We start from the raw sequence: 21,429 nt of genomic DNA, 5'->3' as shown, positions 1-21,429 counted from the left end.
ACCATGATCGGAATGGACCGTCGTACGGGGCAGCCGCTGTCAGGTTCGGCGCATCTGCGGCAGTCCGTGGAAGACATTCTCAGCACGCCGGTCGGCAGCCGGCGCATGCGGCCGGAATACGGCAGCCATCTGCGCCGTTATGTCGACCTGCCGGTGAATGAGGGCTGGAAAAGCGCGGTGCAGGCTGAAGTCGCCCGCGCCCTGGGGCGTTGGGAGCCCCGCTTGAAGTTGGAACGCGTGCGGGTCACCGCTGTGGTGGATGGGCAGATCACCCTGCAGCTGACGGGCTCCTATATTAGCAACGGCGTAGTGCTGGAGGTGAACGTATGAGCACTATCGACCTTTCGGCGCTACCGGCGCCGCAAGTGTTGGAAAGCCTGGACTTTGAGGAAATGTATCAGGGGCAGCTGTCGACTTTTCGAGACTACATGGGCGACAACTGGACCGCCTTATTGGAGAGCGATCCGGTGACCAAGCTGTTGGAACTGGGCGCCTATCGACGTATGCAAAACCGAGCCAGGGTCAACGACGCGGCCAAGGCGCTGTTTCTGGCTCATGCTACGGGTGCGGACCTGGAGCAGTTGGCCGCCAACGTAAACCTGCAGCGTTTGGTCATCCAGGCTGAAGACTCAACCGCCGTGCCCCCGGTCCCGGCGGTGCTGGAAGGTTACGACGCACTGCGCGAGCGTGTGCAACTGAGGTACGAGGGGCTGACCACTGCCGGGCCTCGAAACAGCTACATCCTGCATGCCCGTAACGCCTCGGGTCTGGTGGCAGATGCAACGGCCGAGAGCCCGGCCCCCGCCGAGGTGGTGGTGACTGTGTTGTCGCTTGAAGGCGATGGCACGGCTAGCCCTGAGTTGTTGGTCGAGGTCGACACTTACCTCAACGATGATGACCGGCGCCCGGTTGCTGATCGGCTGACGGTTCAGGGCGCCGAGATCCTGCCTTATCGAATCGACGCCATCGTGCATATGGCCGGTAGCGGCCCCGAAACCGAAGCGGCGCTTGCCGAATGCAGGGCGCGATTGCAAGCCTGGATCAATCCACGGCGTCGTTTGGGGGTAGAGGTAGCCCGTTCGGCCATTGATGCGCAAGTCCATGTCAGCGGCGTGGCTCGCGTCGAGATCCCAGGGTGGGAAGACATCCGGCCAACCAAGGCGCAAGCGGCATGGTGCTCAGGCTTTACCGTCACGCAGGGTGGCTGATGAAAAGTTTGCTTCCCCTCAACAGCACCCAGCTTGAACGGGCTATCGAAGCGACCATCGACGAAACCACCGACGTGCCGCTCAGAGCTTTATACAACCCGGACACTTGCCCGGCGCACCTGCTTTATCAGTTGGCTTGGGCATGGTCGGTGGATCGTTGGGACGAGGCGTGGCCCGAAGAGGTCAAGCGCTCGGTGATCCGCTCTTCGTTCTACGTCCATGCGCATAAGGGCACCATCGGCGCCCTGCGGCGGGTGGTGGAGCCGTTCGGCTACCTAATTGAGGTGGTCGAGTGGTTCAAGACCGAACCCATGGGCGTGCCAGGGACGTTCGCTTTGAAGATCGGCGTTTCCGACGAAGGTATCAGCGAGGAAACCTATCAAGAACTGACCTGGCTGATCGACGACGCCCGGCCAGTCAGTCGACACCTATCCGGCCTGGACATCGTTTTAGAGGCTCGCCTCGACGCCTTCGTGGGGTTCGCCGTTTATGACGGGGATGAAATCGATGTTTATCCCTGGAGCAATCCCGATATCGATGTCGAGGTGCAGGGTTACGGCGGCGTCGGCCATTACATAATCGATGAATTGGATACCTACCCTTATGGTTGATAAGAACACCATTTTTGGCGGCATGCTGACCACGTTGGGTGCCAACAAAAAAACCAACTGCGATGCCCTGGGTATTCCCTGGGAGCCCAAATACATGCTGATCGGAGATGCGAACGGCACCGACCCGGTGCCAAGCCCCTCGCAAACCAGGCTGATCAATCAGGTCTATAAAGCCCAGCTCAATCAGCTCCGAGTATCGGAGCAGGACGCCAATGTTCTGATCGCCGAGTTAGTGTTGCCGCCCGATGTGGGTGGCTGGTGGATTCGTGAGCTAGCGCTGGAAGACAAAGACGGCGTCTTCTGCGCCGTCTCTAACGTGGCACCCAGTTACAAGCCGCTGCTCGAGCAGAACTCTGGTCGCAATCAGGTGGTGCGGATGCACATCATCACCAACGGGACTTCGAATATTCAATTGAAGATCGATCCGTCGGTGGTGCTGGCGACCCGGCAGTACGTTGATGACTCGATAAAAAACGTGCTGCCCGTGGACAAAGCACCTGGTGAATTCACAAGGGTCAAGGTGAACAGTCGAGGCGTCGTAACTTCTGGCGACAACCCGGACACGCTGGCTGGACTCGGGATCAAAGACAGTTATACCAAGGCAGAAATCGAGGCGATTATCGCGCAGGCCTCGGCCTTACCGGTGGGTGCCACGGTCGCGTTCCCGCTGGATAAGGTGGCGCCCGGGTTTCTGGAGCTGGACGGCAGTGTGAAGAGCATTGCGGCCTATCCCGATCTGGCGGCGTTCCTCGGCACGGCCTTCAACAAAGGCGATGAGGGCGCCGGTAACTTCCGTCTTCCGGAATCGCGTGGAGAATTCCTGCGGGGCTGGGACCATGGGCGCGGTGTTGATGCGGGTCGTTTGGTCGGTAGCTGGCAGGCAGACGAATTTAAATCTCACGTCCACCAGCTTGACTCGCCTGCTAATCCGACTGGGTTTGGTCAGGATAAAGTGGCCCGAGGAAACCGTTCCGACAGCAATGGAACGCCGTTGACCACTGCGACCGGCGGCACAGAAACCCGTCCCCGCAACTTGGCGGTAATCTGGTGCATCAAGGCATGGAACGCGCCGATCAATCAGGGAAACATTGATATCGCCGCACTGACAACCATCGTCGAACAACTCTCGATTCGGGGGGCAATGGTGGGGGCATCGAAGGCACGTATGAATGTGTCAGTGGCTTCGGCCAATGCCACATTTACTGCTGACGAGGTAATCCTCCAAGACGCGGGCGGCAAGTCCTATCGGATCAAGGCGTTTAGTCAGACGGTCAATCTTGCCTCGGCGCTAAAAGGCTTGGGGGCAATGGATGTTGGCGGGGCGCCAGCGAGCGGCTATGTCGCGCTGTATGCACTGTATAACCCCGCCACAAATGCGCGCAGCCTAATGGCCGTAAATGCGACGGCAACGGTTGCCCCTGAGCTTTACAGTGGAGCCAATGCACCGGCCGGATTCTCGGCATCCGCGCTACTGACAGTCGTGCCCACCGACAGTGGCGGAAACCTCGTTGTTTGTTCTGTCGAAGATCGGATGGTCACTATCGGTGCCAAGCTGATCTTTACCGGGGCGGCGTCAGTCACCAATGGGCCTATTCCGTTAGCTAGTACGGTCCCGCCTAACGCCGTGAGGGCGAACGGTCTGATGGGTCTGGGTAGTTCAGGCGTTGGCACCGTCTCGATGGATATTTATTCCCTCCTTGGTGGGGTGGGGCTTGTGCGAAATACGGCAACGGTTAGCACGGCTGGCGGCTTGTACACGCACTCCTTTTCCAACCTCGCAATTATTGCCCAGCAGTCCTGGTGGGTGTCGGCAAGTAACGCGGCCTCGGGCACGCCTGTATTTAACGCCTTCATCACGAGTTATTTCATATGAAACACCTTCAAGTTATTGATGGGGTCGTTCGCTTTGCCTTCGACGCTGAGCCGGATAAAAGTTTTTGGACGGACATTGTCGAGGTTGCTGATGATGATGCGCGATACCTGAGCTTCCTGGCCTCCCAGTCGATGCCATCGGTCGACCCTGACTCCGTCGAGCGGGCCTGGCGCGATGCGGAAATTGTCCGGGTGGCTTGGGTGCGGGATCGTCACCGCGATGAGGTTGAGTTGGCCATGCCGACCACAATCACGGCCGAGCAATACGCTGAATTGCTGGCCTATATTCGAGCCTTGCGTGATTGGCCGGCCGGGGCTGAGTTTCCGGCCGCCGATCACCGACCACCAGCGCCGGAGTGGATCGCCAGCCAGACCCTATAAACGCCCCGCATTGTCGGGGCGTTTTCTTTTCCGCTTCACCACAAACTTGGCCCCGCACTGCGGGGCCTTTTCCTATCTGGAGAATCTATGAGCTTCTTTCATGGCGTGACCGTCACGAACGTTGATACCGGCGCTCGTGTCATTGCGTTGCCGTCGTCCTCGATCATCGGCCTGGTCGATACCTTCGTGCCGGCGCCGGCCTACAGCGCACAGCCGAATGACTTGGTGATGATCACCAATGAGCGCGAAGCGGTGGCCGCCTTCGGTCCTGATTCGGCAATGACCAAAGCCTGCCAAGCCATCTACACGCGAGCTAAGGCCGTGATTGTGGCCTGCGGTGTGGCCAAGCTGGAGAATCCAGCCGAACAAACCTCGGCGATCATCGGCGGCGTACAGGCCAACGGAAAGCGCACCGGCCTGCAGGCGCTGCTGGACGGCAAAAGCCGGTTCAACGCGCAGCCGCGGCTGTTGGTGACTCCCAAGCACAGCGCGACACAGGCTGTCGGTACCGCGCTGGTCGCGCTGGCCGACAAGTTGCGAGGGCTCGCCATCCTCGACGGCCCGAACACCACCGATGAGGCGGTGATGGCCTACGCCGAGAACTTCGGCGCCAAGCGGGCGTACCTGGTTGATCCGGGCGTGCAGTATTGGGACACCACGGCGGACGCCACGGTTGACGCGCCGGGCTCTGCCTGGGTGGCAGGCTTGTTTGCCTGGACCGACAGCGAGTACGGCTTTTGGGCTTCGCCTTCGAACAAAGAGTTTGTCGGTATCACCGGCACCTCCCGCCCGATTGAGTTTTTGGACGGTGACGAAACCTGCCGGGCTAACCTGCTCAATAACGCCAACATCACCACAATTATCCGTGATGACGGTTTCCGCCTGTGGGGTAACCGCACGTTGTCGAGCGATCCGAAGTGGGCGTTCGTCACCCGTGTGCGGACGATGGATATCGTCATGGACGCGATCCTCTACGGCCACAAATGGGCGGTCGACCGTTCCATCACCGCGACTTACATCAAGGACGTGACCGAGGGCCTGCAGGCGTTTATGCGCGACCTGAAAGCCCAAGGCGCAATCATCAACTTCGAGGTGTTCGCCGACCCTGAGCTGAACACGGCCAGCCAGCTCGAGCAGGGCAAGGTGTACTGGAACATCCGCTTCACCGACGTCCCGCCTGCTGAGAACCCCAACTTCCGCGTAGAGGTCACCAACCAATGGCTGACCGAAGTCCTCGACACCGCCGCTTAAGGAGCGACCTCAATGGCAATGATTCCCGAAACCCTGGCGAACCTGAACTTGTTCGTCGATGGCGTCAGCTTCCAGGGCGACGTGCCGAGCCTGACGCTGCCCAAGCTCACGCTCAAGATGGAAGAGCATCGCGGCGGTGGCATGGATGCCCCGATCGAGCTGGACATGGGCATGGAAAAACAAGAGGCGAACTTCACCACCACGGGCGTGCGCCGTGAGTCGTTGAAGTTCTTCGGCTTGGCCGACGGTACGGCGTTCAACGGTACGTTCCGGGGCGCTTACAAAGGGCTGAAAGGCAAAGTCACACCGGTCATCGTCACCCTGCGCGGCACCTTGAAAGAAGTCGATATGGGCGACTGGAAAGCCGGTGACAAGGCCGAGATCAAGCATGCGGTCGGGCTGACCTATTACAAGCTCGAAGTGGACGGCCGAACCGTTTACGAGATCGACCCCCTCGGCATGCGCCGAGTCATCAACGGCGTCGACCAACTCGCCGCTCAGCGTTCCGCCCTGGGCGTCTGAACCCTCCTTTCTTGCTTCAAGGAAATATCACTATGAGCAATACCGAAATTCCAAGCTGGATGACACTGGCCGCTGACTGCGTCACTGTGAAACTGACCGTCCCGGTCGAGGCCAACGGCGTGCGCGTCGATACGCTGAGTCTGCGAGCGCCGACCGTTCGTGACCTTCGTATAGCCCGGCAAACCGCGCCCAACGATGAGGAGCAACAGGACTTGAACCTGTTCGCCTCGTTGGCCGAGGTCAATCCCAAGGAGCTGGACGGCATGTTCCTCAAGGACTACGCCCGTTTGCAGGCCGGTTATTTTCGTCTGGTGCGAGAGGATGAACTTCACCCAGGCAGTGCAGAAGCAACTCGCTAAGCGCTTAGCCGCCGAGCTGAATTTTTCCTCCGAAGAAATTCAGACCATGCCGTTCTCCGACATGGTCTGGTGGCTCTCAGACTGAACAAGGGGTAGACGATGGCAAGCAAACTGGCGTTATCGCTGGTGATTGGCGGTGCCGTCAGTTCGACGGTGGGGTCTGCCTTTCGCACAGTTGAAGGGCATATCAAAAAGCTGGAGGACAAAGGCAACAAGGCCAAGGTGCTCAAGAGCACCATTGGCGAAACCATCCGCCTGCGGGATGAATGGAAGCGGGCACACGAGACGGGCGCTGCATCGGCGGACGGTCTGTTGCGCAAGCTCAACGGCAACCTCGACGCCCTGCGCAAACAAGGCGTCCAGGTGGGCCGGCTGGGCCAGGAATACCAGCGGCTTGGCCAAGCGGCCAAGGCCGCCGATCTGCAGCTCAAGGGTCACCAGCAACTCGATGCCGGCAAGAAGGGGCTCACGTCGAGCATCGGCCAGGGCGTTGTCGCCACTGGACTTGCGGCGATTCCCACCAAGGTCAGCGCGAATTACCAGGCGATCATCCGCGACATCGCGATCAAGGCAGATGTGGTCAACAAGCCACAGGAGGCACAGCTCAACCAGACGGTGATCCAGACCTCACGCGATACGGGCATGGCCCGGAACGATGTCGCGGATCTGGTGAACCAGCTGGTCGGTGCCGGTATGGACCTTAAGCAAGCCATGGCCTACGCGCCGACGGCCGCCAAGTTCGCCATTGGCCAGGGCGCGTCGGGCGTCGACACGGCCAGCATGATCATGGCGCTGCAGCAGAACGCCAAGATCAATGACCCCATGGTGATGCAGCAAGCCCTGGAGGCCATCGCCCTTCAAGGGCAAGCGGGTAGCTTCGAAGCCAGCGACATGGCCCGGTGGTTTCCGCAACTGCTGGCCACCATGGAAAAGAATGGCAGCACCGGCATGGACGCGGTCAGCTCCCTGGGCGCGATGCTTCAAGTCCAGATGAAGACTGCCGGCGGTTCGGATGAGGCGGCCAACAACCTCAAGAACTGGATGGAGAAAATCGGTTCGAGCGATGTGGTGAAGGCGTACAAGGACGCTGGCATTGATTATCAAGCCTCGCTGAATACCGGCATTCAAAAGGGCATGTCTACGCTGGAATCCAGCTTTGCCCTGGCCATGAAATACATTCAGGCCACCGACCCAGCCAAAGCCGCGAAGATGGCCGAAGCCCAGGCCAAGATCAGTAAGGAAGCGGATCCGGAGACAGCCAAGGCAGCGCTCGATGCGCTGGAGAAATCCTTGCGTACCGGTGACCTGTTCGCCGACATGCAGGTTAAGGCAGCACTCACGGCCTATTCGCAAAATAAGCAGCTGTACGAGCAGCTGAAAAAGGATTCGCAATCTTCCGGCGGGATCCTCGACAAGAACCTGGCCGAGCGGCGCGAGACATCGAAACAGATGTGGGACGAGCTGGGTCAGGCGGTCAGCGATGGCATGCGCAGCATTGGCGATGCCATCCGGCCTGCGACTGATGCGGTTGCCCAGGGGCTTACCTCCGTTGTGCGTTGGCTGACAAAACTGTCCGACGGCTCGCAACCGGTGGTGCTCGGTATTGCCGGCATCACTGCCGGATTGATAGCGCTCAAGTCGGCGGCCAGTGCGGTCAAGATTGGTAGGGGGCTGTACAACATCACTCGCGGCCGGGCGATGGAACGAGGCGTGGGCTCGCTGGGTGACGCTGTAACCAAGGCACCGAAAACCGGTATCAAGACGGTCGATAAGGGCCTGGGTGCTCTCGGCAAGCTGATGGGGGCAGGCAACGATTCTGGCGCAGGGCTGAGCGCTGAGCCGCAACGTGTATTTGTCGTCAACGCTGATGCGATAGGGCGGGCAAGCTCTGGCCCTGGTGCGGATCCCGGCGGTGGTACACGTAGGCGTCAACGTGGCCGGCGTGGTCGCCGTAGCGGCATTGGAACCCTCCCGCGTCGGCGATTACCCGGCCGGGTGCCCAGTCCTCCGGTCGTGTCAGCCCCTGCCGCCGTGTCTGTCATGCCAAAGGTGGGTCTGTTGGCTGCTGCGCCTATGGCTGCTGCTGCGGAGGCAGCGTCCGGTGGCTCGCTCGGCCGTGCGGTTCAGTCCATCAGGGGAGTCACCCGAGCCACCAAACGCATCCCCGGCGGTAACGTACTGGATGCAGGGGTGGGAGTCCTAGACACAGCACTCAACGCCACGACCCAAGACGAAAAAGCCGAGGGTTATGGTGGGGCTGCGGGTGGTTTCGCGGGCGCCCTGGCCGGCGGTGCGGCAGGGGCCGCCATCGGTTCAGTGGTACCCATCATCGGTACCGCCATTGGCGGCGCAATCGGTGCCGCTTTGGGCGGCCTGGGTGGGGAGAGCATCGGCAGCTTCTTGGGCAAGTCCTGGTTTGGTAGTGAGGCTCAGGCCGAAGAGGCCAAGCCTGCCGAGGTCGTCAAGCCAGCGGAACCTACGCCGCCAGTGCCGCCGAAGGTCGAACAGGCTTTCAGCTTTGCGCCGAATGTCTCCATCACCGTTCAAGGCGATGTGAAGGATCCCGCGCAGTTGGCTCGAGAACTGGAGCCGCACCTACGTCAGCTCATGGAGGCTTTCTCTCGGGAGACGCTCGCTCGACAGTCGTCGAGCCAGTTGTTCGATGCCCCTCACGTTTAAGGAGGTGCCATGGCCTACATGGAGCAAATGCAATCGGCGCTGAAATCGCTGCTGGCAGCGGGGGAGTCTGGCCGCACCAGTCTCGACGGCATGCTGGGACCGCTTAACGGCGCCATCAGCGACATGACGGGCGCCGCCTCGGAACTGGAGGGCGTGCCCTTCATCGGGCCGGCCATCGGTGCCAAGGTCCAGCGGACCATGAGAGCCATCAACGCGGCGCAGTCCGCCGTGGGGCAAGTGGCGGCCAGATACAATCAGGCCGTCAACGCTGCCAGTCAGGTGCAGGAACGCCTGGGCTCGCTCAAGGAGCAGGCGGGGAAAGCGGGCGCGGCGATCAATCGCATCGCCGGGCAGGTGAGCCCCTCGCTGAGCAACATCCTGCCCACGGGGGCACTCACTCCACAGCTGACCCCGGCGGCCGAGGCGGTGAAACCTTTTCCGCACCTGCTGATCATGCAGCCCCTGGAATCAAACGCCCAGCCGTACTACTTCAACTTGGACACGGCGGCTTTCGATGAACTGCGTAGGCAGACATCGTTCCGCTGGGCCGGCCAGGAACGCCTGACGCGCAGCATTGCCCAGCAGGCGGTAGGGCAGGGAGAGGACAAAATCACCCTCAAGGGCGCGATTTTTCCTGGTTTCAGAGGAGGGCTAAAACAGCTGGATACCTTGCGCACCATCGGCGGTCGTCTGCAGCCGCTCAGCTTGACCACCGGTTACGGGGAGGTGCTGGGCACCTGGTGCCTGCTCAACATTGAGGAAGAACAAAGCCACCTGCTAGCAGGTGGCATTCCTCGTAAACAATCCTTCTCGATGGAGTTCGTGAGCTATGGCAACGACCTGCAGAACGTCTGACGGGGATCTGTTGGACACCGTCTGTCATCACTATTACGGCCATCTGAACGGCACGGTGGAAGCCGTGCTTGCCGCCAATCAAGGCCTCGCCGATGAGCCTCAACCGTTTCGTGCTGGCGTGATCATCCTGCTGTCGGATCTGCCGGCGCAGACCTTGGAGGAGGTTCAGTTATGGGACTAATCCATGCCGTCGCGTTTCATGAACCCCGCCCTGTGCGGGGTTTCCTTTTTCTGGAGTGTCACCCATGAAGCCTACCTTTCGCATCGTCGCGGACGGCAAGGACATCACCGCGCTGATCAACGATCGTCTGCTGGAGTTGCGCACCTCGGACAAGCCCGGCATGGAGTCGGACGACTTCGAGCTGCGCATTGATGACCGTGATCAAGCGGTCACGTTACCGACGCGTGGCGCACGTATTGAGGTGTACCTGGGCTACGCCGGAAAGGCTCTGACCCGTTTGGGTCAGTACACCGTGGATGAGGTGGAGGTATCCGGTCCTCCGGACACACTGCGCATTCGGGGCAAAGCGAGCGACATGCGGGGTAGCGGAAAGACTGTGCGCAGCGGGTCTTGGGAAAACGTACCGTTGCAGCAGATCGTCCGAGATGTGGCCGCCCGCAATGGTTGGCAGCCGGTATGCCCGGTCCAGACCAAAGTGCCCCGCGCCGACCAGCTCAACGAATCGGATTTCAACTTTATCACCCGGCTGGCCAAGCAATACGACTGCACCGCCAAGCTGGCTGACGGCAAGCTGCTGGTGATGCCTCGCCAGGGTAACCAAACCGCTAGCGGCAAGAATCTGAGCCCCGTAGTGCTTCGTCGCGCCGACTTGAGCCGTTATCAATTCCGCTTTGGTGATCGCAACACGCAAAAGGCCGTGCGCACCAAACACCAGAACAAGAAAACGGGCGCCCTGCAGGTGGTCGAGCTGGGGAATGATGAGCTGCCCGACGGCCTTCCTGCGGTCCACACCGACCGGCATATCTACCCGAACAAGTCCGCCGCCGAGCAGGCCGCCAAGGCGCGCTTGGCCGCGTTCAACCGCAGCACTGCCGGGGTGCGCTTGGAGATGGCTGGGCGAACTGACGTCTTCGCCGAACGACTGATTGTGGTCCAGGGCATCAAGCCGGGCCTCGACGGGGAGTATCTGGCGGACGCGGTAGAGCAGTTATTCACACCCGCCGGCTGGACCACCGTTGTCGAATGCAACGGCGGCAAGAAGGGCAAGGCCAATGCCAAAGGTAAGAAAAAGAAGAAGGAAGCCAAGCCGGTCAAGGTCGTCCAGCTTTAAGCGCACTCAGCACCACCTCAAACACAACCGCAACCCGCCATCGAGCGGGCTTTTTTTGGAGCCTCCATGCCACTCACCGAGCAGCAACTACTGCGCATCATGCCCAACGCCCGCCGCCAAGCGGGCGTTTTCGTATCGGCCCTGAACGCCGCCATGGCACACCGACAGATCGATACGCCCAAGCGGCAGGCGGCATTCCTGGCCCAGGTTGGGCATGAGTCCGGCCAACTGCAGTACGTGCGGGAGCTGGGCGGCGATCAGTACCTCAGCAAATACGACACCGGTTCGCTGGCTTCGAAACTCGGCAACTCCCCCGAGCCCGACGGAGATGGCCAGCGCTATCGCGGTCGCGGCTTGATCCAAGTGACGGGGCGCAACAACTACCTGCGCTGCAGCTTGGCGCTGTTCGGCGACGAGCGCCTGTTGCGCACGCCCGAACTGTTGGAACTGCCCCAATGGGCGGCCGAGTCGGCTGCGTGGTTCTGGTGGGTCAGGGAGCTGAACGTGCTGGCTGATCGGGATGAGTTCGAAATGATCACCCGGAAAATCAACGGCGGGCTCAACGGCTTGGCAGATCGCCTGCAACTGTGGGAGCGGGCGAGGGCGGTGTTATGCGTCTCGTCGACCTGATCCCGCTGCAATACCGCGTGCTGGCCGCCGGGTTTCTACTGTTCGCTCTGGTCGCCACTTCGGCGGTCATCGCCTGGACGGTCCAGGGCTGGCGATACGGGCAGCAGCTCGAAAAACAAGCCCGGCTCCACACCGAAACCCTCAACCAAATCACCCTGGCCTCGACCGCGCTGCAGCGCGCCGAGCAGGACAAGCGCCTGGCCCTGGAACAGCGGCTGGTCGCCAATGACCAAACCCACTATCGAGCCCTAACCGATGCCCAACGTGATCAGGATCGCCTACGTGATCGCCTCGCTACTGCTGATGTCCGGCTGTCAGTCCTACTCGATGCCACCGATACCGCCAACGGTTGTGCAGTGCCAGCCACCACCAGCTCCGGCGGCGTGGTTCATGGAGCCACACGCGCCCGACTTGACCCGGCGCATGCTCAACGAATTATCGGAATCACCGATGCCGGCGACCGGGGGCTGATAGCCCTGGCGGCCTGCCAAGCCTACGCCAAAGAAGTTTCAACACCGAAGTGAAAAGGAGCGACCGGGCCGGATGCGCCAACATCCGGCCCGGTCGCCGTCCCTGCAGATGTCCCTGCAAGTCCAGCCAAGGCTCCTGCTCCGTGCACAAAGCGCGGCGAGTCTAGCACCTGTTTATCCATACAGTAAGGTCTTGCAAAAAATGTCTTCACCCATCATTCCTTGGATGGGCGGCAAACGTCGCCTAGCCGACCGCCTCATTCCGCTTTTTCCGCCTCACGAATGCTATGTCGAAGTCTTTGCCGGCGGTGCCGCGCTTTACTTCATGCGACCCCAGGCCGCTCCCGTTGAAGTCCTGAACGATATCAACGGCGACTTGGTGACGCTCTATCGTGTCGTGCAGAACCATCTGGAAGAATTCGTGCGCCAGTTCAAATGGGCGCTCAGCTCGCGCCAGGTATTCGAGTGGCAGAAATTGACTCGTCCTGAAACCCTCACCGACATCCAGCGCGCCGCCCGGTTCTTCTATCTGCAGCACCATGCCTTCGCCGGCAAAGTCACCGGGCAGACGTTCGGAACCGCGACCACTGGCCCGGCCATCAACCTGCTGCGGATCGAGGAGAACCTCTCGGCCGCGTGGCAGCGACTGTCCGGCACCTACGTCGAAAACCTCCCCTGGCTCGATTGTGCTGAGCGCTACGACCGCGCTCACACGTTCCACTACATGGACCCACCGTACTGGCAGACCGCTGGATATGGCGTGGATTTCCCGTTCGAGAATTACGAGCGGATGGCTGACTTTATGCGCCGCTGCAAGGGCAAGGTAATGGTCAGCATCAACGATCACCCGGACATCCGGCGTGTGTTCCAGGGCTTTCACTTCGAGACGTTGGACATTCGGTATAGCAACACGAACCAGCGTCAGGGCAAGGCGGAGGTCAGCGGTGAACTGGTGATCATGAACTGGGAGCCGGCGGCGTTGGGAGGGCTGTTCTAATGGTTGTCGCGCTCGATCAGATCCGCTTGCTATGTGATTACGCTGGAGCGTTACTGTGGTCACACAAACGAAGGACAAAGGCCATGGAAACCGAAACCGCTGACAAATACTTGAATATCTTTCCCTCCGCTCTGCTTGCAGCGGTAGCACGCGGAGAGGTAGATCTCAACCACTGGGCAGGGGTGGTTCTGGCTGGGCGGGGGTTGGACCAGGATGCACGCTGGGTGGGATTCCCAGAGGCGGCCCGCCTCCAGGATCAACGCAGTCAGGCTTAATTTTCTTCCGAACTCCAGGGGAGCAACAACTGTGCTCCCTGGTTTTTGACGTTCCCCACCTCTTTGCCCACGGCATACCATTCGAAATCCGTTTCCGGCCGGGAGCGGTTTTTAGCTATTTCCTCTGCCTGCGCTGGACTGAGATCTGGATCCAGCCATTGCCTGGCTTCTTCAGGTGATAACACCAGCGGCCTGCGATCATGGATATCCACCATGCCCTGTTCGCAGGACGCGGTAATAATCACAAAGCCGTCGCCGTCGCGCTCGTTCAGCCCTGGACGGGCCTGTGCGAGCGCCCCGTAGAACATCGGCTTTTGATCTTTCAAGCGAATAAAATACGGCTGCTTTTTCTTTGGATCACTTGGGTCTTTAACCCACTCATACCAGCCCTCGCTGGGCACCAGTGCGCGCCCGGCCGGCCAAAGCTGTTTGAAAAACTTTCCCGTTGTAACGGTCTCGATCCTTGCATTAATCGGATCCGGACGTTTCCCCTTCGCCCAAAAGGGCGCCCATCCCCATCTCACTGGCGTGATATGAACGCCTGCCTCTGTGCTGTGCAGGATCTGTACGCGGGTCGTCGGAGCCACGTTGTACCGGCTGATCGGCTCCGCGTCGTACCCGCCGAACAATGGCAGTTGAGGGCCTAGCTCCTCCATAAACACGGCCATCCCGTCGTACTGCACGAATCTCCCGCACATGAGCTGTCCCGCCTGTCAGATTTTTCCTATACAAAATTGACCGCGCACCTTGTACAAAGTTAACTGTATGTTCGTACAGCATTTCGGATCGTGCGTCATGAGCTATTCAATTCTAGGCCCTATTGCCGAGGGTGGCTTGAAGCTGCCCTTGTGTTCGTTTCGAGTGCCTGCCGGGTTTCCGTCCCCGGCGGCGGACCACATCGAAGCGCACATCTCATTGGATGAGGTTCTGAACATTCGCGCCCCGCATGTCTACCTGGTTTCCATCGCAGGGGAGAGCATGCAAGGCGCTGGGATTTTTGAAGGGGACCTAGCCGTTGTGGATCGTGCGATGGAACCTGCGCATGGCCACATCGTCGTGGCGCTGCTGAACAACGAACCCGTATGCAAACGCCTCTGCATCCGTGGGAAGGAGGTGATTCTCCTGTCGGAGAACCCAAAGTATCCACCGAGGTACGTGCTCGAGGGCGACGAGTTGGTCATCTGGGGCGTCATCACCTGCAGCGTGCGCAGCCATGTCTAAAGCCCAGCCCGTTTTCGCCCTGATCGACTGCAACAGCTTTTACGCCAGTTGCGAAAGAGTGTTCCGTCCGGACCTGGCCCGCGTGCCCATTGTAGTGCTGAGCAACAACGACGGCTGTGTGATCGCTCGCAGCTACGATGCCAAGCCCTACGTGAAGATGGGCGAGCCGTATTTCCAGATTAAGCACAAGCTGCAGAAACACGGCATCGTCCCGTTCTCGTCCAATTACGCGCTCTATGGGGATATGAGCGAGCGCGTCATGTCCCTCATTGAATCGATGGTGCCCGCAGTTGAGGTCTATAGCATCGACGAAGCCTTCGCGGATCTGACCGGCATTGATGGCCGGGATGCCCTTGGCCGAAAGATCCGCGGCCACGTGCTGCGCTGCACTGGCATCCCTGTTGGGGTGGGAATCGCTCACACGAAAACCCTGGCAAAGCTGGCGAATCACACGGCCAAGCGACTCCAGGTGCAAACGGGCGGCGTGGTCGATATCTGCGACCCGTTCAAGCGCGATTGGGTGCTGCGCAACACCGACGTGTCCGAAGTCTGGGGAGTCGGTCGCAAGATGAAATTGCATCTGGATACCATGGGCATCAAGACAGCGATGGACCTGGCGAAGGCCGACCCGTGGACACTGCGCAAGAAGTTCAGCGTACTGATCGAGAAGACCGCCCGCGAGCTGGGCGGCACGCCGTGCCTGGAGCTGGACGAGCCGGACCCGCCGAAGCAGGAGATCTGTTGTAGCCGGATGTTTGGGAAGCGGCTCACGGAATTGGCTTCCATCAAGGAGGCGGTAGCCACTTACATGATGCGGGCTTCGGAGAAGCTCAGAGCGCAGAAGTCACTTTGCAAGAAGATTCGCGTCAGTATCCGCACCGGTATGTTCAACCCGGAGGAGGCGAAATATTCCAAGGGCGTGCTAATTGATCTGCCGTATCCGACTGATGATGTGCGTTTGCTGACGAAAGCTGCGGTGGATGCGCTTGATCGAGTGTTTAGGCCGGGGTTCAAGTACAGCAAGGCAGAGGTACTGCTGGTGAACCTTTGCCAGCCAGGAGAGTATACAGACGATCTGTTCGCAAATACCCAGCCTACTGACGCCACGAGACTGATGGCAGTGTTGGACCAGATCAACGAGCGATGGGGCAGAGGGACGTTGCGTTCGGCCAGTGTGCCGGTTGATCCTCTCTGGGGGATGCGGCGCGAGATGATGAGTCAGAGCTTTACAACTAAGCTAAATCAACTTTGGAAAGTTAGTTGTAATTGACAAGGAGGCGTTTCACTATGCCTCCAGTTCTAGATAATCATTCAACACCAAAAAGCTTTTGCCTAAATCATTTAAGAATAAACGGACTCGATATGAGGCAACCTCGCCAGCGGAGTCACTGTATGGGTAGATATCGCTTGGGTTAGGAACGTAGGGCTCAAAACCATTGTCAATATCCGTTGCTCGCATCATTCTTTCATGATCGGATTCTTCATACTCATCGTTTTCTTCATAAAATTCTATATCCACTTTGGCTGTGGCCCAGGGGAAAATTAATTTCATTAGTTCTTTTGGGTTAGAGCAGACATAGTATTGGAACCACTCTCTAGCAAGCGTTTCATTTCCATCTTTGTCGTACGCAAAAATCTCTATATCTGAACGTCCTAGACTTTTGTTGTACCAGTGGTCAAAGCCGACCGAGACCTTGTATCCCGATTTTATGAGTTTCATCACTTCTAAGTCTAATGTGAGTCGTCGTAGTTTTTGTTCGTGTGGTGGGCCATCGATGATTTCCGATAGACGGGGTAAGGAGTTGCGATTAAATATATTGTTTTTTGGTATTTTGATAGACCAAGCTTTCGGGGTTTTTCGAATGTTTTTTTTGCATACATGCTGCCAGAGTGTAACGTTAGTATCTGGGAGATGAGCCACTATGATTACAGGTAGAGAGTGGTTTGTCCAATAGTTGAGGTGGACTAAATCACCGTAATAGGTTAGCGAGTCCTTAGATTCTGAAAAATTTCCCCTCCCTGATTTAATTTGGATTGCGATTAATTTTCCAGATGGGGTGCCATCCTGAACTGACTCTATTTGTGCATCAATCCCCATGTCGACAATGGGCTGCTCCCTAAATATCCAGTTGAGCTCACTGGTGACGGTGGTTGAGACTGCGTTAATTCCTACGCGCTCAGTGTTGATATATTTGCTCATAGGTGGTTGTTCCCCTTAGGAGAAGCATAGGCGATACAGTAACATTCAGGAATGCCCTCCGCGCGACGGTAAGACTCAAGCAGTCTTGGAACTTTCGGATCTGGCGTATTAGTAAGGGATCTCATTTTTAATCCAATAGCCCATAGAAGTCATTGTTTTTAGCAAGAGCAAAGGGGCACGGCCGTTCGATTTCTTTGATACCGCCGTCCGACGTATTTTTTTAAGGGCTGAATGGCGCTCTCGGTATCACCTATGATGTGCGCCAGAGATTGGGACGCAACTTTGGTATTGAGTTCCAGGACGGTGGCTTCATCAACCTCATTTTTTCCCGGCGTGAACCGCTCGGAATCACAGATTATGTAAGCAACCTGCGGAGAAATAGGGTAGTAAAAGTCGGAGTGCTCAGGTGCTGCGAATTCCGTTTCTGATACACAAGAATGCACATTGACAATAGGCTGGTCGGAGGTAATGAAAGGTAGCGCTGTATGATTTATCAGTAATGCATGTATATCTTTGTAACGGCCTGCGAAAAAGCTGAGGCCGAGACTCATTCCGAACATGTAGCTTAGAAACCACCACGAGTGCACCATCGCATCGGCTACCTCAATCTCAAGGGCGTTTCGCCGGGGCAAAACATGGATAATGCTATCTCGGAAAGTTTTAGTGCGAGAGATCTGGTGGCCGAAGAAGATCATGAAGTCAATCATTTGCTGCTCGTCTCGCAATACATCAAGGTTCTGTTCAGCGAGTGCAGCTAATAAAGGTAAGGCTGTCTCTTCATGAGATGCGTGGAGGTCCTCCAGCAGGTTGCACCTCATCGCATGGAGGTGTAGTTCGACTTTCTGATTATGAACATTGGAGCTACGATAAATGGCCTCAAGTTTTTGCATTTTGAGGAACCCATTGAGGTAGGACATGTGCTGTTGGTGGAGTCGCTTGGGGCTTTGGCGGGAAAAACCTTTGATTATCTCAATATGTTTGTTGTTAAGTATGGTGGTCTTGTAGAAGTAGTTGTCAACAGCTATGGCTCGCACGCTGTCATGGCCAATTTTTCCAGTCTTCGTAGTGTAAAAAACGTTGTTCGTGCCGCTACCCCAGCGAGCAAGATAATTAGCCCAAACGTGATGGTGCCGTTTCTTAGCTTGAAGGTCTTTAGGTGGCATGGGCAATCAGCTTCGTTGGTAGTTGACTCGCAAGCTCTCAGCCTGGGGGCCTTATGTCAAGCAGACATAAAATCTGTTATGAGCTATCTGCAACCGAAGAGCCCCATCTTACCTAAGCTGGCTGTCAGCCAAGATTGTTGTCTGGCGCGTGGCATCAGTCCGTTGGGGCAAACCTAACGCCAAACCATGCCATTCAATGCCCAATATGCATTTACGCAAGCAGGTGATTACGGACTTTAGAGCCAGTAAAGACGGGCCTTTGGTGCCATAGCCGCCGCATACCCAAGCACAATCGGCGTTTGCATTGGTTATGAACCTAAGTGCTTTAGCTTTGCTACGCCTTGACGAATGTAGCCCGCGTTCTCTCCAATGGTCTGCAAGGCCCCCCTGACGTTTTCGCTCGTATCTAGAGCTCCTTGTTTCTCGACGTACAAGGTCAGCTCCATCAAAGCGGCCTCTAGCGCCAACTGGTTGCTGTAAATCCTCTCAATCACTTCAGGCAAGGAGTAACCATCTGTCATTGCGCCAGCTCCTTCCAGAAAATAAAGAGCATAGTCTATGCGTTGTACTTCGCCAGGTGCCGGTGGCCAGCTTGCTCGGAACTAGACGCGACTTAAGCCGCATTCTGTCATAGGCGGACGCTAGTGACAGCCAGAAATCGGGCACCATCAGCCAAAAATTTATGAGCCAGCGTAGCTATTGATAGGGCGGGCGCCATGGCAGCGCCCGCTCATTAGCGCTAATCTATCTTTTTAGGTTTCTAATCTGACGGAGCAAGCTTCTCATCCACCGATCACCAGGGCGATTCCTTAGCTCTGCGTCCAACCATGTCTCGCCTTTCGCTAAATATATCGGGACCTTTTTTGAGTATGGGAATTTCTTTGAATATTTAATGGCCTGCTCGGCAAAGATCTTGGCGTGATAAACTTTTCGATAATCATCATCGTAACATTTTTGAAGTATTTCCATACTTTCATCTAACGTGGCCAACACCTCAGATGTTGCCATCTTGTCATAATTCGCCGCGAAAAGAATTACTGCATATGAATTCCTAATCGTTGGGTTGTTATGGCCGGTCATGCCTCGAGCCTCGTCTATCCAAGAAAAAGCGAGTTCATAATTCTTTTTCTGAGAAAGATAAAGCGCTCCTTGCTGTTTTAAAGAGTGCGTAGGGTCGCGGCGAAAGGCAGATTTATAAAACTCTAATCCTTCTTCCCATTTTGGGAATGCTTTCCCAATGGTGCGAGCATCATATGCTGCCCTTCGGAATATGTCATACCTCCCTATTTTTGTCGGTGAAACCTCAGAATGAAATAGTTCTAATATTCTTCGCAAATCTATTGCCGGGACTTTATTCATCACCACTTCTGCTACAGCGCGCGACCTAGGTACATAAAACGCTTGTTCACTATCGGCCAGATTGCCCTCATATGGTGAAAGCAAAGACCCCATGGACTCAAGGATGTTAAATGCGTCGATCGCGGAGAGATTATAATTACGAACAAACGCAGATGCTATGTCAATCGAGGTGGGCACGCGGCATGCATGTAGATAACACGACATTAAGAGCACGTCATGCTCAGTTGGAAGGGTTTCTCTCATGCTTTTTATCGCACTAATAAATCTATCGGCTAACGAGTTCTCGGTTATCGTCGAAGTAATTACATCAAAAAACGTAGGCTCTGCGCCCGATGCTAATTGATCTTCAGTCTGGCTGAATAATCTTCGCTTAACGTCGTTAGGGATACTGTTTTGAACTGCTTGAGTATCAAGCTCTGACAAGCCCGAGACATCCAATAGCTTAAAGGTCCGAGCCGGAAAGCGATGTGAGACACTGTCAAAGATATAGTCTCGCTCTGCAGCGATTACTTTGATATTCTTGCTTTTTAATAGAACCTGAATGGCTTCTGAGGCGTCGGCAGCATTATCGATCAATGCCAGAACCTTAGAATCTCGACTGTCTGTATCGCGAACAAATAGCTCTGCCTTTTCAGGGGTCATCTCATTTATATAAAATGGAAGTCCGATTCCATTCAAGCCAATCGCCAACTGCTTCAGTAAAGTTGACTTGCCTGTGACAGGTCCGCCAATTAGCACGACGTGCTTAGCCCCGATTATGGCGTTCTTTGCTGCGGTGAAGTGAGCAGTTTCATGAAGTTTTCCAGAATAGATATCATACCAAGTTGGTTCTGCCCCAAGAAAAAATTCAGTTAACGAGCGGACTGGGACGGTGGCTAGCGGGGGGATGTGATATTCTTTAAAGGTACTATTTGCATATGAATCGCCTCTGGCGGGGGAGCTGGATAGAGTGTTGTTGCCTATATATTTCAGCAGCTCTTTGGTGTCCGCAATTATGATCTGAAAGCCTAGAGATGAATAATATTCAATTGCTTCCTCATCGCTCTTTCTCAGAACTATCCAAGCATCAGCTTTCTTTCTGCCACCATTGGACTCCTTCGAAAGTGCCTGCAAGACCCCTGCATCCTCAACTCGGTAGCCCCAATATAATGTGGGGGTAGTTTGAATTCTGCCTATGTATCCAAACCATTTATCTTTATCACGCTCAAAACTTGCAGCAATTTCAAGTGGGGAGAATGCGAAATCAGAATCTGGATATGCTACTGAGCCATGCAGCGCCACATAATCTATTGCGCTTGAGCCTGCAATAACAGGTCCTCTCAGCTGAATGTCATTGATGTAGTACTTGTTACTGTCCTTGAATAATTTGAATATCAAATCGTCTATGTTAGTAGTAAATATTGCCTTTATATTTGCCTTGTCCAGCTCGCTGTATATAGGGTCGAACTCTCCTACGGTAAATCTGTTCTTGAAGAAGTTAACAAGCTCATCCCGATGTGTGCTCGATATTATCTGGCATAGTTGCGCTAGATTTAAGGATGATGGTTTTTTACGTTGGAAATGATCTAGAAGCTCATCTTTTAGATCCCCACCGACTGGGAGTGGTTTGCTGTCGCCTTTTGCTAGTACCGAGAATCCAGCACCAAGAAATAAATTTATCCCTTCAGACAGACTGTGACGAAAAAGCGCCTCGTTTTGGATCTGCATATTTATCCCTATATTTTCCCGGCTGATGCCCTTAGTGGCCCGATGCTAGCTGGAGACAACGAGTGATGGCAAGCCATGCGCGCTTTCGTAGGGTGCGGTGTGGGTTGCGCTGCAGCCCGAGTAACGACGCTGAATAATTTAGGGGCTGATTACGGCGATTGCTAGCTTCTGGTTGAGAGCCGGCAGTGAGCGCTCGAAAAGGACGGTTATTGATAGAAGTGCCCGCGTCATGGGTACTGAATCGGAGCACTCGGGCTGCGGTTGCTAGATATTTGCTACGGTATCGACGAAAAAACGGCGCTAAGCAAGCAGAGCAATGGGTTCGGCGATCAATCCTTCCAATCCATCATCGGCGCAACGCTGAAGCGGCGGGACAC

At 56.4% G+C, this 21,429-nt stretch carries 22 protein-coding genes; 17 read left to right on the top strand and 5 right to left on the bottom strand.

Annotated features, from left to right (window positions below; all coding sequences use genetic code 11):
• Positions 1–3: 3 nt before the first annotated feature.
• The 15 genes from VQ575_RS17060 to VQ575_RS16990 all read left to right on the top strand — a co-directional run bounded on the left by VQ575_RS17060 (position 4) and on the right by VQ575_RS16990 (position 13,127).
• Positions 4–330 (top strand): GPW/gp25 family protein, encoded by a 327-nt coding sequence (locus tag VQ575_RS17060; protein WP_325918054.1) that lies wholly within the window; start codon positions 4–6, stop codon positions 328–330.
• The gene (locus tag VQ575_RS17055) at positions 327–1,208 is read left to right on the top strand and encodes a baseplate assembly protein (RefSeq protein ID WP_325918052.1); all 882 of its coding nucleotides are present in this window, start codon (positions 327–329) and stop codon (positions 1,206–1,208) included. Before VQ575_RS17060 ends, VQ575_RS17055 begins: the two co-directional genes overlap by 4 nt.
• Positions 1,208–1,819, top strand: coding sequence for a phage tail protein I (locus VQ575_RS17050; protein WP_325918050.1), 612 nt, complete (start codon positions 1,208–1,210; stop codon positions 1,817–1,819). Before VQ575_RS17055 ends, VQ575_RS17050 begins: the two co-directional genes overlap by 1 nt.
• The gene (locus VQ575_RS17045; protein WP_325918048.1) at positions 1,812–3,692 is read left to right on the top strand and encodes a phage tail protein; all 1,881 of its coding nucleotides are present in this window, start codon (positions 1,812–1,814) and stop codon (positions 3,690–3,692) included. The genes VQ575_RS17050 and VQ575_RS17045 overlap by 8 nt, the downstream gene beginning before the upstream one ends.
• Entirely contained in the window at positions 3,689–4,072 is a 384-nt protein-coding gene (locus tag VQ575_RS17040) for a phage tail assembly chaperone (RefSeq protein ID WP_325918046.1), read from the top strand. Before VQ575_RS17045 ends, VQ575_RS17040 begins: the two co-directional genes overlap by 4 nt.
• An 87-nt stretch (positions 4,073–4,159) precedes the next feature.
• Positions 4,160–5,323 (top strand): phage tail sheath family protein, encoded by a 1,164-nt coding sequence (locus VQ575_RS17035; protein ID WP_325918044.1) that lies wholly within the window; start codon positions 4,160–4,162, stop codon positions 5,321–5,323.
• A 12-nt stretch (positions 5,324–5,335) separates the two neighbouring features.
• On the top strand, positions 5,336–5,845 hold the full coding sequence (locus VQ575_RS17030) for a phage major tail tube protein (RefSeq protein ID WP_325918042.1): 510 nt from the start codon (positions 5,336–5,338) through the stop codon (positions 5,843–5,845).
• Between the two features lie 32 nt (positions 5,846–5,877).
• Complete coding sequence (locus tag VQ575_RS17025; RefSeq protein ID WP_325918041.1) at positions 5,878–6,204, top strand: phage tail assembly protein; 327 nt, start codon at positions 5,878–5,880, stop codon at positions 6,202–6,204.
• Between the two features lie 99 nt (positions 6,205–6,303).
• Positions 6,304–8,883, top strand: coding sequence for a phage tail tape measure protein (locus VQ575_RS17020; protein ID WP_325918040.1), 2,580 nt, complete (start codon positions 6,304–6,306; stop codon positions 8,881–8,883).
• Between the two features lie 9 nt (positions 8,884–8,892).
• On the top strand, positions 8,893–9,738 hold the full coding sequence (locus tag VQ575_RS17015; protein WP_325918038.1) for a phage tail protein: 846 nt from the start codon (positions 8,893–8,895) through the stop codon (positions 9,736–9,738).
• On the top strand, positions 9,713–9,919 hold the full coding sequence (locus VQ575_RS17010; RefSeq protein ID WP_325918036.1) for a tail protein X: 207 nt from the start codon (positions 9,713–9,715) through the stop codon (positions 9,917–9,919). The genes VQ575_RS17015 and VQ575_RS17010 overlap by 26 nt, the downstream gene beginning before the upstream one ends.
• A 64-nt stretch (positions 9,920–9,983) precedes the next feature.
• The gene (locus VQ575_RS17005; RefSeq protein ID WP_325918034.1) at positions 9,984–11,030 is read left to right on the top strand and encodes a phage late control D family protein; all 1,047 of its coding nucleotides are present in this window, start codon (positions 9,984–9,986) and stop codon (positions 11,028–11,030) included.
• Between the two features lie 66 nt (positions 11,031–11,096).
• Positions 11,097–11,660, top strand: a complete 564-nt coding sequence (locus VQ575_RS17000; protein ID WP_325918032.1) for a glycoside hydrolase family 19 protein — start codon at positions 11,097–11,099, stop codon at positions 11,658–11,660.
• Entirely contained in the window at positions 11,642–12,184 is a 543-nt protein-coding gene (locus tag VQ575_RS16995) for a lysis system i-spanin subunit Rz (RefSeq protein ID WP_325918030.1), read from the top strand. Before VQ575_RS17000 ends, VQ575_RS16995 begins: the two co-directional genes overlap by 19 nt.
• Positions 12,185–12,332: 148 nt before the next feature.
• Complete coding sequence (locus tag VQ575_RS16990) at positions 12,333–13,127, top strand: DNA adenine methylase (RefSeq protein WP_325918029.1); 795 nt, start codon at positions 12,333–12,335, stop codon at positions 13,125–13,127.
• Positions 13,128–13,398: 271 nt separating this feature from the next.
• On the opposite strand, the gene VQ575_RS16985 is transcribed toward VQ575_RS16990, so the two are convergent.
• Positions 13,399–14,100 (bottom strand): SOS response-associated peptidase family protein, encoded by a 702-nt coding sequence (locus VQ575_RS16985; protein WP_325918028.1) that lies wholly within the window; start codon positions 14,098–14,100, stop codon positions 13,399–13,401.
• A 97-nt stretch (positions 14,101–14,197) separates the two neighbouring features.
• Between VQ575_RS16985 and VQ575_RS16980 the strand changes: the two genes are divergently transcribed.
• Positions 14,198–14,623, top strand: a complete 426-nt coding sequence (locus tag VQ575_RS16980) for a LexA family protein (protein WP_135846583.1) — start codon at positions 14,198–14,200, stop codon at positions 14,621–14,623.
• The gene (umuC, locus tag VQ575_RS16975) at positions 14,616–15,893 is read left to right on the top strand and encodes a translesion error-prone DNA polymerase V subunit UmuC (RefSeq protein ID WP_325918026.1); all 1,278 of its coding nucleotides are present in this window, start codon (positions 14,616–14,618) and stop codon (positions 15,891–15,893) included. Before VQ575_RS16980 ends, umuC begins: the two co-directional genes overlap by 8 nt.
• Before the next feature lie 15 nt (positions 15,894–15,908).
• Here umuC and VQ575_RS16970 read toward each other — a convergent pair whose 3' ends face one another.
• The 4 genes from VQ575_RS16970 to VQ575_RS16955 all read right to left on the bottom strand — a co-directional run bounded on the left by VQ575_RS16970 (position 15,909) and on the right by VQ575_RS16955 (position 21,052).
• The gene (locus VQ575_RS16970) at positions 15,909–16,823 is read right to left on the bottom strand and encodes a DUF4365 domain-containing protein (RefSeq protein ID WP_325918025.1); all 915 of its coding nucleotides are present in this window, start codon (positions 16,821–16,823) and stop codon (positions 15,909–15,911) included.
• A gap of 158 nt (positions 16,824–16,981) precedes the next feature.
• Entirely contained in the window at positions 16,982–17,986 is a 1,005-nt protein-coding gene (locus VQ575_RS16965; protein ID WP_325918024.1) for a DUF4238 domain-containing protein, read from the bottom strand.
• A 308-nt stretch (positions 17,987–18,294) separates the two neighbouring features.
• Positions 18,295–18,507, bottom strand: a complete 213-nt coding sequence (locus VQ575_RS16960; protein WP_325918023.1) for a hypothetical protein — start codon at positions 18,505–18,507, stop codon at positions 18,295–18,297.
• A 223-nt stretch (positions 18,508–18,730) separates the two neighbouring features.
• On the bottom strand, positions 18,731–21,052 hold the full coding sequence (locus tag VQ575_RS16955; protein ID WP_325918022.1) for a P-loop NTPase: 2,322 nt from the start codon (positions 21,050–21,052) through the stop codon (positions 18,731–18,733).
• Positions 21,053–21,429: the final 377 nt, after the last annotated feature.

It is taken from the genome of Pseudomonas frederiksbergensis (assembly GCF_035751725.1).
Taxonomy (GTDB): Bacteria; Pseudomonadota; Gammaproteobacteria; order Pseudomonadales; family Pseudomonadaceae; genus Aquipseudomonas; species Aquipseudomonas frederiksbergensis_A.
Note: the sequence above shows the minus strand (reverse complement) of the source record. Positions and strands in the feature narration are given on the sequence as shown.

Coding starts and splice junctions, on each gene's coding strand:
- VQ575_RS17060 (WP_325918054.1), top strand. CDS start 4: ATGATCGGAATGGACCGTCGTACGGGGCAGCCGCTGTCAGGTTCGGCG.
- VQ575_RS17055 (WP_325918052.1), top strand. CDS start 327: ATGAGCACTATCGACCTTTCGGCGCTACCGGCGCCGCAAGTGTTGGAA.
- VQ575_RS17050 (WP_325918050.1), top strand. CDS start 1,208: ATGAAAAGTTTGCTTCCCCTCAACAGCACCCAGCTTGAACGGGCTATC.
- VQ575_RS17045 (WP_325918048.1), top strand. CDS start 1,812: ATGGTTGATAAGAACACCATTTTTGGCGGCATGCTGACCACGTTGGGT.
- VQ575_RS17040 (WP_325918046.1), top strand. CDS start 3,689: ATGAAACACCTTCAAGTTATTGATGGGGTCGTTCGCTTTGCCTTCGAC.
- VQ575_RS17035 (WP_325918044.1), top strand. CDS start 4,160: ATGAGCTTCTTTCATGGCGTGACCGTCACGAACGTTGATACCGGCGCT.
- VQ575_RS17030 (WP_325918042.1), top strand. CDS start 5,336: ATGGCAATGATTCCCGAAACCCTGGCGAACCTGAACTTGTTCGTCGAT.
- VQ575_RS17025 (WP_325918041.1), top strand. CDS start 5,878: ATGAGCAATACCGAAATTCCAAGCTGGATGACACTGGCCGCTGACTGC.
- VQ575_RS17020 (WP_325918040.1), top strand. CDS start 6,304: ATGGCAAGCAAACTGGCGTTATCGCTGGTGATTGGCGGTGCCGTCAGT.
- VQ575_RS17015 (WP_325918038.1), top strand. CDS start 8,893: ATGGCCTACATGGAGCAAATGCAATCGGCGCTGAAATCGCTGCTGGCA.
- VQ575_RS17010 (WP_325918036.1), top strand. CDS start 9,713: ATGGCAACGACCTGCAGAACGTCTGACGGGGATCTGTTGGACACCGTC.
- VQ575_RS17005 (WP_325918034.1), top strand. CDS start 9,984: ATGAAGCCTACCTTTCGCATCGTCGCGGACGGCAAGGACATCACCGCG.
- VQ575_RS17000 (WP_325918032.1), top strand. CDS start 11,097: ATGCCACTCACCGAGCAGCAACTACTGCGCATCATGCCCAACGCCCGC.
- VQ575_RS16995 (WP_325918030.1), top strand. CDS start 11,642: ATGCGTCTCGTCGACCTGATCCCGCTGCAATACCGCGTGCTGGCCGCC.
- VQ575_RS16990 (WP_325918029.1), top strand. CDS start 12,333: ATGTCTTCACCCATCATTCCTTGGATGGGCGGCAAACGTCGCCTAGCC.
- VQ575_RS16985 (WP_325918028.1), bottom strand. CDS start 14,100: ATGTGCGGGAGATTCGTGCAGTACGACGGGATGGCCGTGTTTATGGAG.
- VQ575_RS16980 (WP_135846583.1), top strand. CDS start 14,198: ATGAGCTATTCAATTCTAGGCCCTATTGCCGAGGGTGGCTTGAAGCTG.
- umuC (WP_325918026.1), top strand. CDS start 14,616: ATGTCTAAAGCCCAGCCCGTTTTCGCCCTGATCGACTGCAACAGCTTT.
- VQ575_RS16970 (WP_325918025.1), bottom strand. CDS start 16,823: ATGAGCAAATATATCAACACTGAGCGCGTAGGAATTAACGCAGTCTCA.
- VQ575_RS16965 (WP_325918024.1), bottom strand. CDS start 17,986: ATGCCACCTAAAGACCTTCAAGCTAAGAAACGGCACCATCACGTTTGG.
- VQ575_RS16960 (WP_325918023.1), bottom strand. CDS start 18,507: ATGACAGATGGTTACTCCTTGCCTGAAGTGATTGAGAGGATTTACAGC.
- VQ575_RS16955 (WP_325918022.1), bottom strand. CDS start 21,052: ATGCAGATCCAAAACGAGGCGCTTTTTCGTCACAGTCTGTCTGAAGGG.